Source organism: Actinomadura parmotrematis, from assembly GCF_019458805.1.
GTDB classification, from domain to species: domain Bacteria; phylum Actinomycetota; class Actinomycetes; order Streptosporangiales; family Streptosporangiaceae; genus Spirillospora; species Spirillospora parmotrematis.
Genome location: NZ_JAIBOA010000007.1, coordinates 99,752 through 109,655, shown reverse-complemented (window position 1 = coordinate 109,655; position 9,904 = coordinate 99,752). Strand labels below are relative to the sequence as shown.

Genomic DNA, 9,904 nt, shown 5'->3' with positions numbered 1-9,904 from the left:
GAATGAACATCGACCTCACCGACACCACGACGCGCCGCATCCAGGACGCGCTCACCCAGGCCCGCCACCTCATGGGCGGCCCGGCGGTCGGCATGGTGCTCACCCTGATCATCGTGACCGACGAGTCGGCGCAGTACGACGCGGTGCGCGCGGCGACCGAGGCGGCCCGCGAGCACCCCTGCCGGGTGCTCACCGTGATCAGCCGGGACGCCCGCGGCAGCTCCTCGCGGCTGGACGCCGAGATCCGGATGGGCGAGACCGGCCCCGGCGAGACGGTGCTGCTCCGCATGTACGGGCCGCTCGCCGAGCACGCCGACTCGGTCGTCGTGCCGCTGCTCATGCCCGACACGCCCGTCGTCACCTGGTGGCCGGGCGGCAAGGTGCCGAAGTCGCCGGCCGGGGACCCGCTCGGGGCGCTCGCCGCGCGCCGCGTCACCGACTCCTATGCCGCCCGCGACCGGCTCGGCACCCTGGTCCGGCTCGCCGAGGACTACCACCCGGGCGACACCGACTTCTCCTGGACCCGGCTCACCTCGTGGCGGACGCTGCTGGCCGCCACCCTGGACCAGCCGACCGCCGAGGTCACCGGCGGCACGGTGTCCGGCGAGCCCGACAGCCCGAGCGCCGAGCTGCTGGCGGCGTGGCTGTCGGTCCGGCTCGGCGTCGCGGTCGGCCGCGAGGTGTCCGACGGGCCCGGCATCACCGGCGTCGTCCTGCGCACCAAGGACGGCGACGTCGCGATCTCGCGCCCGGACGGGCGGGTCGCGACGCTGGCGCGGCCCGGGCAGCCCGACCGGCAGGTGGCGCTGCTGCGCCGCCCGCTGTCGGACCTGCTCGCCGAGGAGCTGCGGCGCCTCGACCCCGACGAGGTGTACGAGGACGCCGCCAAGAAGTTCGCCAAGCAGCAGGCCGCCGGGGGCTCCGCCGAGGCGGCTCCCGAGGAGAAGCCGAAGCCGGCCCCGCGGAAGGCGGCCGGCGGCGGGGAGGGCAAGAAGTGACGCCGCCGCAGGTGGTGGTCCACCAGGACCAGAAGCTGCTCGCGCAGGCCGTCGCCGACCGCCTCGTCACCCGGATCGTGGAGGCGCAGGCCGACCGCGGCTCGGCGTCGGTCGTGCTGACCGGCGGCGGCGTCGGGACGGCGGTGCTCGCCGAGCTGAACGCCCTCGGGGCGCGCGACGCCATCGACTGGGGCCGCCTCGACGTCTGGTGGGGCGACGAGCGGTTCCTGCCGGCCGGCGACGAGGAGCGCAACGAGACGGGCGCGCGCGGCGCGCTGCTCGACCACGTGCCGCTGGACCCGGCGCGGGTGCACGCGATGGGCGCGTCCGACGGCCCCGACGGCGACGACCCGGAGGCGGCCGCCGAGCGGTACGCCGCCGAGCTGCGCGCCGCCGCCCGTCCCGAGGACCACGGGCCGGCGCCGCGCTTCGACGTGGTGCTGCTCGGCATCGGCCCCGACGCGCACGTGGCGTCGCTGTTCCCCGAGCTGCCCGCGCTGCGCGAGGAGGAGCGGACGGTGGTGGCGGTGCACGGGTCGCCGAAGCCGCCGCCGGTGCGGATCTCGCTGACGTTCCCGGCGATCCGGGCGGCCGAGGAGGTCTGGGTGCTCGCCTCCGGGGAGTCCAAGGCGCAGGCCGTGCGGCTCGCCCTCGACCCCGAGGCCGGGCCGCTGCAGGTCCCGGCGGCCGGGGCGCGGGGCCGCCGGGCCACGGTGTTCCTGCTCGACCGGGCGGCGGCCGCCGAGCTGCCGCCGGGCCTGGAGCGCATCGCCTCCCCGTGACGCCCGCCCGGCCTCGCGCATCCGACGTCGCAGGGCCGTTCCCCCGTCCGCCGCATACTCTGGCGGGCGGGGGAACACCTTTTGACGGGCATCCGACGCGCACGACCGGAGGAGGTTCCACGGTGCCGACGGTACGGACGATGAGGGCGGGGACGGCGGTCTCCGGAGCGGTCCTGCTGGCGCTCGCCGGCTGCTCGTCGGGAGGCGGCGGCACGGGCGGCAAGAACGGCGGGGACGGCGGCAAGGACGCCGCGACTCCCCCGGCGATCACCCCGGCGAACGGGAGCAAGGACGTGGCGCCCGACCAGCCGGTCACCGTCAAGGCCGCCAAGGGCAGGCTCGCGTCCGTCACGCTCGCCGACGCCAAGGGCGCCGAGGCCGAGGGCGCCCTCGCCGCCGACGGCGCGTCCTGGCGGACCTCCTGGGGCCTCAAGCCCGCCACCACCTACACCCTGACGGCCAGGGCCGCGGACGGCGGCACGGCCACCTCGACGTTCACCACCCTGGCGCCCCGCAAGAAGCTGGAGAGCGGCATGGCGCCGCTGGAGGGCGACACGGTGGGCGTCGGCATCCCGGTGCAGCTCATGCTGTCGCGGCCGGTGGCGACCAAGGAGGCCCGCGCCGCCGTCGAGCGGTCGCTGGAGGTCCGGATGTCGCAGCCCGTCCCGGGCGCCTGGAACTGGATCAGTGACCGCGAGGTCGACTTCCGGCCGCGCGAGTACTGGCCGACCGGGCAGAAGGTGCAGGTCGTCGCCCATCTCGCCGGAGTGAAGGTCGCCGACGGCGTGTACGGCACCAAGGACCGCTCGCTGAGCTTCACCGTCGGGCCGCGCCACGTCACCACCGTGTCGGCGAAGCGGCACGAGGCGAAGGTCACCGACGGCGGCCGGGTGGTCCGGACGATGAAGGTCAGCCTCGGCAAGCCCGGCGACGACAGCTACACCGGCGTCATGATCGCCCAGGAGAAGGCCGCGAACATCGTCATGGACTCGGCCACCACCGGCGACCCCGGCGCCTACCGCATCCCCACCAAGTGGAACGTCCGCCTCACCTACAGCGGCACGTTCGTGCACGCGGCGCCCTGGTCCACCGGCGCGCAGGGCAACTCCAACGTCAGCCACGGCTGCGTGAACGCCTCGCCGAGCGACGCCAAGTGGTTCTACGAGTTCACCAACAAGGGCGACATCATCGAGATCACCGGGACGTCCCGGAAGCTGAGGTTCGGCAACGGCCCAACGCCGTGGGCGGTGTCGTGGGAGACCTGGCTCCAGGGCAGCGCCCTCGGCCGGCCCGTGACGCCCGGGAGACTCTGACCGGCCGCCGACCGGTCCATCCTTTAATGTGACGGTGTGGACCTGCGGCGCGCGGCGCACGATCTCGGCCTCCTCGGTGCGGCGGCGGTGATCGGGGCCGTCATGCTCGAAGGCGCCCGCGAGAGCTTCCCCGAGCACGAGCAGCCGTCCGTCGTCCGCGACGTCGCCATCGGGGCGGTCGCCATCCTCGCCGTGACGCTGTACCGGCGCCGGCGGCCGGTCGGGACGGCGCTGCTCGGCACCGCGCTCAGCCTGCTGTCGGGCCTCGCGATGGGCGCCATGGCGGTCGGGCTGTTCGCGGTCGGGGTGCACCGCTCGTGGCGGGCGACCCTCGCGGTCGCCGCGCTGGACTGCGCGTTCGTCACCGTGACGTTCCTGCTCGCGCCGATGGCCGATCCGGGCGAGCGGCTGTCGTCGATCGTGGTGTTCGTGCTCGCCCTGGTGGTGATCGCCTCGCTCGGGATGCTGCTGCGGTCGCGGCGGGCGCTCATCGCCTCGCTCGCCGAGCGCGCCCGCCAGGCCGAGGAGAGCCAGCGGCTGCGGGTGGAGGAGGCGCGGCTGCTGGAGCGCGAGCGGATCGCCCGCGAGATGCACGACGTGCTCGCCCACCGCATCTCGCTGCTCGCCGTCCAGGCGGGCGCGCTGGAGTTCGGCGCGGACGCCACCGAGCGCCAGCGCGCGGCGGCCGGGGTGATCCGGCGCGGCGCCCACGACGCGATGGAGGACCTGCGGCTCGTCATCGGGGTGCTGCGCAGCGGCGGCGGCGACGTCCCCGAGCCGCCGCAGCCGAGCCTCGCCGACGTTCCCGCGCTCGTCGACCAGTCGCGGGCGGCGGGCGCCCGCGTGGACCTGGCCGACCGGGTCCCCCGCGCCGCCGACGTCCCGCAGGTGATCGGCCGGCACGCCTACCGGATCGTGCAGGAGGGCCTCACCAACGCCCGCAGGCACGCCCCGGGCGCGCCCGTCAGCGTCGTCCTGGAGCTGGACGCCGCCGGGCTGCGCGTCGAGGTCGCCAACCCGCTGCCGGCCGGCCCGGCGCGGGCCGCGCCGCCCGGCTCGGGCAACGGCCTGCTCGGGCTGCGCGAGCGGGCGGGCCTCGCGGGCGGCTCGCTGGAGCACGGCCCCGGCGACGACGGCCGCTGGCGGCTGTCGGCCCGGCTGCCCGTGCCCGGCCGGGCCCGGGCGGCGGCACCGGACGGGACGGCCGCGTCGAGTGGGCATTGATGCCGCCCGGCAAGTATTGTCATCGCAGCCTTCCCCCCGCCGGAACTGTGAGGATGCGTGACGGTGTGAGCTCCAACTCCGCGCCGGCCCGGCGCCTGACCGTCCGCGCCTGGTTCGTCCTGGCGCTGCTCGCGATGGGCGTGATGGTCGTCGCCTTCGCCGTGGTCGGCAACTCGCTGCTGCACCGCACGAGCCAGGTCTCCGACCGGCTCGTCGACCAGATCGCGCCGGCCCGCATCGCCTCGTACCAGATGCAGGCCGCCCTGCTGGACCAGGAGACCGGCATCCGCGGCTACGCCATCACCGGCGACCGCAGCTTCCTGGAGCCCTACGAGCAGGGCAGGCGCGACGAGAAGGCCGCCGCCGACGAGCTGCTCGGCTACGCCGGCGACCACGGCGAGACCGGGCGCGACGTCGCCGCCACCCGCGCCGCCGCCGACGCCTGGCGCCGCCAGTACGCCGACGCGGTGATCGCCACCGTCGCCAAGGACGGCGAGGACTCGGTGCCCACGGGCCTGAACGACCAGGGCAAGCGCGACTTCGACGCGCTGCGCGCCAAGTGGTCGGTGCAGGACGCGCACCTGTCGGCCTGGCGGACCGAGAGCCGCAAGGACCTGGTGCACACCCGCACCGTCCGCAACTGGGTGTTCGCCGGGATGCTGGCGGCGTTCCTCGCCACCGGCGTGCTGCTGGCCGTGCTGCTCCAGTTCACCGTCGGCCGCCCCCTGAACGCCCTGCGCCGTGACTCCCGGCGCGTCGCCGACGGCGACTTCGGGCACTCCATCGCCCCGTCCGGCCCCGCCGACGTGCGGGACCTGGCCAGCGACGTCGAGAACATGCGCCACAAGATCGTGGTGGCGCTGACCCAGGCCGAGCGGCGCGAGGAGCTGCTGCGCAGCCAGGCCGCCGAGCTGGACTCCCAGGCCGCCGAGCTGCGCCGCTCCAACACCGAGCTGGAGCAGTTCGCCTACGTCGCCAGCCACGACCTGCAGGAGCCGCTCCGCAAGGTCGCCTCGTTCTGCCAGATGCTGGAGCGCCGCTACGCCGACCAGCTCGACGACCGCGCCAAGCAGTACATCGCGTTCGCCGTGGACGGCGCCAAGCGCATGCAGGTGCTGATCAACGACCTGCTGGCGTTCTCGCGGGTCGGGCGCCTGGACGACGACCGCGAGCGGTTCCCGCTGGACGCCGCGCTCGGCAAGGCCCTGGACAGCCTGGAGACCGCGATCGAGGAGAGCGGCGCCCGGATCGAGCGGCCGGAACGGATGCCCGACGTCGTCGCCGTCCCCACGCTGATCAACCTGCTCTGGCAGAACCTGGTCGGCAACGCGATCAAGTTCCGCGCGCCCGACCGGGCCCCCGTCATCGAGATCACCTGTGTCGGGACCGACGAGGGGCTGGAGCTCGCCGTCACCGACAACGGCATCGGCATCCCGCCCGAGTTCGCCGACAAGGTCTTCGTGATCTTCCAGCGGCTGCACACCCGCGACGCCTACGGCGGCACCGGCATCGGCCTGGCCCTCTGCAAGAAGATCGTGGAGAGCCACGGCGGCCGCATCTGGATCGACGGCGACGTCGCCGAGGGCACCAGCATCCGCTTCACCCTGCCGCGCGCGCCCGAGGAGCCCGCCGCCGAGGACGCCGACACCGACGAGACCGGCACCGACGAGACCGGGGACGCCCTCGCCTCCCCCGCCACCTCCGCCCAAGGAGCCTGACCCGTGACCACTCCGCTGAAGCCCATCGAGGTCCTGCTGGTCGAGGACGACCCGGGCGACGAGCTGATGACCCGCGAGGCGTTCGAGGACAACAAGGTCGGCAACAACCTGCACGTCACCCGCGACGGCATGGAGGCCCTGGACTTCCTGTACCGGCGCGGCCCGCACGCCGACGCGCCGCGCCCCGACCTCATCCTGCTGGACCTCAACCTGCCCAAGTACGACGGCCGCGAGGTCCTCGCCCAGATCAAGTCCGACCCCGACCTGGCGGTCATCCCGGTCGTGGTGCTCACCACCTCCTCGGCCGAGGAGGACGTGGTGCGCAGCTACAACCTGCACGCCAACGCCTACGTCACCAAGCCCGTCGACTTCGACCGGTTCATCTCCGCGATCCGGCAGATCGACGAGTTCTTCGTCACCGTCGTGCGGCTGCCGGGCCGCTGACCGGCCCGTAGGCTGGCCCGGTGGACGCTGACCCGGTGGACGGCGGCCCGGCGGGCGGGGCCGTCCGGGTGCTGATCGTGGACGACGACCCGCTGGTGCGGGCCGGTCTCGCGATGATGCTGGCGAGCGCGGGCGACCTGGCGGTGGTCGGCGACGCCGCCGACGGCGCCGAGGTCGTCGCGGCCGTCAACGCGCTCCGCCCCGACGTGGTCCTGATGGACATCCGGATGCCGCGCGTCGACGGCCTCGCGGCGACCGAGCTGCTGCGGGCCCGCCGCGACCCGCCCGAAATCATCATCTTGACCACGTTCGACTCCGACGAGCACGTCCTGCGGGCGCTGCGCGCGGGCGCGGGCGGGTTCCTGCTGAAGCACACCCCGCCGCCGCAGATCGCCCAGGCGATCCGGCGGGTCGCGGCGGGCGAGCCGATGCTGTCGCCGGACGTGCTGCGGCGGCTGATGGCCTACGTCGCCGGGGCGGGCGCCGACCCGCGCCGGGCGCGGGCGGTGGAGCTGCTCGGGCGGCTCGGCGGGAGCGAGCGGGCCGTCGCGGCGCTGGTCGGCCGGGGCCTCACCAACGGCGAGATCGGCGCGGAGCTGTCGCTCAGCGTCGCGACGGTGAAGGCGTACGTGTCGCGGCTGCTGGCCAAGCTGGAGCTGAACAACCGGGTGCAGATCGCGCTGCTGGTCCACGACGCCGGCGAGGACGGCCCGGCCCCGGGCGGGCCGTCCTTCGGCCACCGCTAGGACCGACTTCGGTCCGCCGGGTCCCGACCTTCGGCGGTGCCGCCGCCCCGGCCCCGCCGGGCAGCCTGGACGCATGATCGAAGTTTCCCGGCTGAGCAAACGCTACGGGGGCGCGGACGCGGTGCGGGACGTGTCGTTCGCCTGCGCCCCCGGCACCGTCACCGGCTTCCTCGGCCCGAACGGCGCCGGCAAGTCCACCACCCTGCGGATGATCTGCGGCCTGACGCCGCCGACGGAGGGGACCGCGACCGTCCACGGCGTCCCCTACCGGCGCATCCCCAACCCGGGGCGGCACGTCGGGGTGCTGCTGGACGCCGCCGCCCAGCACGCGGGCCGCACGGGCCGCGAGGTCCTCACCCTCACGGCGCTCGCCACCGGCGCGGACCGGAGCCGCGTCGGCGAGCTGCTGGAGACCGTCGGGCTGCCCGCCAAGGCCGCCGGCAAGCGCGTCGGCGCCTACTCGCTCGGCATGCGCCAGCGCCTCGGCCTCGCGCAGGCGCTGGTCGGCGAGCCGAGCGTGCTGATCCTGGACGAGCCGGCCAACGGCCTGGACCCCGAGGGCATCTTCTGGATGCGGACGCTGCTGCGCGGCTTCGCCGACCGGGGCGGCACCGTCCTGCTGTCCTCGCACCTGCTGCGGGAGGTGGAGGCGGTCGCCGACCGGTTCGTGGTGATCGCGGGCGGCCGGATCGCCGCCCAGGGCACCCGCGACGAGCTGCTGAGCGGCACCGGCGTCGTCGTCCGCGGCACCGACCCGGCCGCGCTGCACGCCGCGCTGCGGGGCGCGGGCCTGCCCGCCGAGCCCGACGGCACCGGCCGCTTCCTGGTCGCGGCGCCCGCCGAGGCGGTCGGCCGGGCCGCCGCGGCCGCCGGGGCCGTCCTGCTGGAGCTGCGCCCCGCCGGGGGCGACGGCCTGGAGGAGCTGTTCTTCACCCTGACCCACGGAGCGACGCCATGACCGCCACCGGCCTCTCCCCCATCGCCGCGGCGCCCGCCGTGGACGCCCCGCCGCGCCCGTCGCCGGTCCGCCTGACCGTGGTCGAGCTGCGCAAGGCGGTGGACACCCGGTCCGGCCGCTGGCTCCTCGCCGCGATCGTGGCGGCCGGGCTCGCGCTGATGCCGGTGATCCTGTTCACCGTGGACGCCCCGGACCAGGACCTCGGCGAGTTCTTCGCCGCGTCGCAGCTCGGGGTGTCGGTGCTGCTGCCGGTCCTCGGCATCCTCACCGTGACCGCCGAGTGGTCGCAGCGGACGGCGCTGTCGACGTTCCTGCTGGTCCCGGACCGGCACCGGGTGCTGGCGGCCAAGCTCGCGGCCTGCGCGGCGCTCGCGGCGCTCTGCACGGCGGCGGGGCTCGCCGTCGCCGTCCTCGCGCGGGCGGCCGGCGCCCTGCTCGGCCGTTCGTCGGGGGCGTGGACGGTCGAGCCGCGGCCCGTCGCGACGATGCTGCTGTTCGCGGTCGTCACCACGATGATCGGCGTGGCGTTCGGGGCGCTGTTCGCCAACACCCCGCTCGCGATCGTCCTGTACTTCCTGCTGCCGACGGTGTGGGCGACGCTCGGGGAGATGGTGGCGCGGCTGCACGGCGCCGCCCGCTGGCTGGACACCGCCAAGACGCTGGACCCGCTGACCCGTCCCGAGCACATCGGCGGCGTGGAGTGGGCGCGGGCCGGGGTGTCGCTGCTGGTGTGGCTGGCGCTGCCGCTCGCCGCCGGCGCCTGGCGCCTGGCCCGCCGCGAGGTCGCGTAGCCCCCGCGACGATGATCGTCCGCCCTGCGGGGTAGGTGACCTGCATGAACATCGATCTTTCGGGGCGGACGGCGTTCGTCAGCGGCTCCACCAAGGGCATCGGCCGGGCGATCGCGGCGGGCCTCGCGCGGGCCGGCGCGGCGACCGTCGTCAACGGGCGCGACCGGGGCGGGGTGGACGCCGCGGTCGCCGCGCTCCGCGCCGGCCTGCCGGACGCCGAGATCACCGGCGTCGCCGCGGACGTGGCGACCGCCGACGGCGCGGCCGCCGCCGTCGCGGCCGTCCCGGCGGTGGACGTGCTGGTCAACAGCCTCGGGATCTTCGCGCCGAAGCCGGTCCTGCGCATCGACGACGACGAGTGGCGGCGCTACTTCGAGGTGAACGTGCTGGCCGGGGTTCGGCTCACCCGCGCCTGGCTGCCCGGGATGGTCGACCGGGGCTGGGGGCGGGTGCAGTTCATCGCCAGCGACTCGGCGGTGGCGATCCCCGCCGAGATGGTCCACTACGGCGTGTCCAAGACCGCGCTGCTCGCCGTCTCGCGCGGCCACGCCAAGGCCGTCGCGGGCAGCGGCGTCACGGTGAACACCGTGCTCGCGGGGCCGACGCACACCGAGGGCGTGGAGACGTTCGTCCGCGAGATGGTGGGCGAGCACCTGCCGTGGGAGGACGCGCAGCGGGTGTTCATGGCCGACTTCCGGCCGAACTCGCTGATCCGGCGGCTGATCGAGCCCCGCGAGATCGCCGACATGTGCGTCTACCTGGCGTCGGAGCAGGCGTCGGCGACGACGGGCGGCGCGCTGCGGGTGGACGGCGGCTACGTCGACTCGATCGTGCCCTGACGGCTCGCCGGGGGCGCGTCCCCGCAGGTCGATGGTGAAAAGTTACCGCTTCGTGTGGCGCGGGAGCCGTGGGCGAAGCACAATGCCCCGC

Annotated in this window: 10 protein-coding genes; all 10 read left to right on the top strand. The window is 75.2% G+C overall.

The genetic code is table 11. The annotated features are described in order from the left end of the window. The first annotated feature begins 2 nt into the window (after positions 1-2). A complete protein-coding gene (locus tag K1Y72_RS12840; RefSeq protein ID WP_220166366.1) occupies positions 3-998 on the top strand; it encodes a glucose-6-phosphate dehydrogenase assembly protein OpcA in 996 nt (331 codons plus the stop codon). Then, entirely contained in the window at positions 995-1,780 is a 786-nt protein-coding gene (gene pgl / locus K1Y72_RS12835) for a 6-phosphogluconolactonase (RefSeq protein WP_220166365.1), read from the top strand. The genes K1Y72_RS12840 and pgl overlap by 4 nt, the downstream gene beginning before the upstream one ends. A gap of 140 nt (positions 1,781-1,920) precedes the next feature. Beyond that, positions 1,921-3,093 carry a L,D-transpeptidase gene (locus K1Y72_RS12830; protein WP_220166364.1) on the top strand — a complete coding sequence of 391 codons (1,173 nt, stop codon included), beginning with the start codon at positions 1,921-1,923 and terminating at the stop codon, positions 3,091-3,093. A 36-nt stretch (positions 3,094-3,129) separates the two neighbouring features. Further along, positions 3,130-4,317, top strand: a complete 1,188-nt coding sequence (locus tag K1Y72_RS12825) for a sensor histidine kinase (RefSeq protein WP_308287038.1) — start codon at positions 3,130-3,132, stop codon at positions 4,315-4,317. A 65-nt stretch (positions 4,318-4,382) separates the two neighbouring features. Continuing rightward, positions 4,383-6,035 carry a sensor histidine kinase gene (locus K1Y72_RS12820; RefSeq protein ID WP_308287037.1) on the top strand — a complete coding sequence of 551 codons (1,653 nt, stop codon included), beginning with the start codon at positions 4,383-4,385 and terminating at the stop codon, positions 6,033-6,035. A 3-nt stretch (positions 6,036-6,038) separates the two neighbouring features. Further along, the gene (locus K1Y72_RS12815; RefSeq protein ID WP_220166360.1) at positions 6,039-6,479 is read left to right on the top strand and encodes a response regulator; all 441 of its coding nucleotides are present in this window, start codon (positions 6,039-6,041) and stop codon (positions 6,477-6,479) included. A gap of 20 nt (positions 6,480-6,499) precedes the next feature. Beyond that, positions 6,500-7,225 carry a response regulator transcription factor gene (locus tag K1Y72_RS12810; RefSeq protein ID WP_308287036.1) on the top strand — a complete coding sequence of 242 codons (726 nt, stop codon included), beginning with the start codon at positions 6,500-6,502 and terminating at the stop codon, positions 7,223-7,225. A 73-nt stretch (positions 7,226-7,298) separates the two neighbouring features. Beyond that, complete coding sequence (locus tag K1Y72_RS12805) at positions 7,299-8,183, top strand: ABC transporter ATP-binding protein (RefSeq protein ID WP_220166358.1); 885 nt, start codon at positions 7,299-7,301, stop codon at positions 8,181-8,183. Beyond that, entirely contained in the window at positions 8,180-8,974 is a 795-nt protein-coding gene (locus K1Y72_RS12800; protein WP_220166356.1) for an ABC transporter permease, read from the top strand. Before K1Y72_RS12805 ends, K1Y72_RS12800 begins: the two co-directional genes overlap by 4 nt. A gap of 44 nt (positions 8,975-9,018) precedes the next feature. After that, positions 9,019-9,813 (top strand): SDR family NAD(P)-dependent oxidoreductase, encoded by a 795-nt coding sequence (locus tag K1Y72_RS12795; RefSeq protein ID WP_220166354.1) that lies wholly within the window; start codon positions 9,019-9,021, stop codon positions 9,811-9,813. The last annotated feature ends 91 nt before the right edge of the window (positions 9,814-9,904 follow it).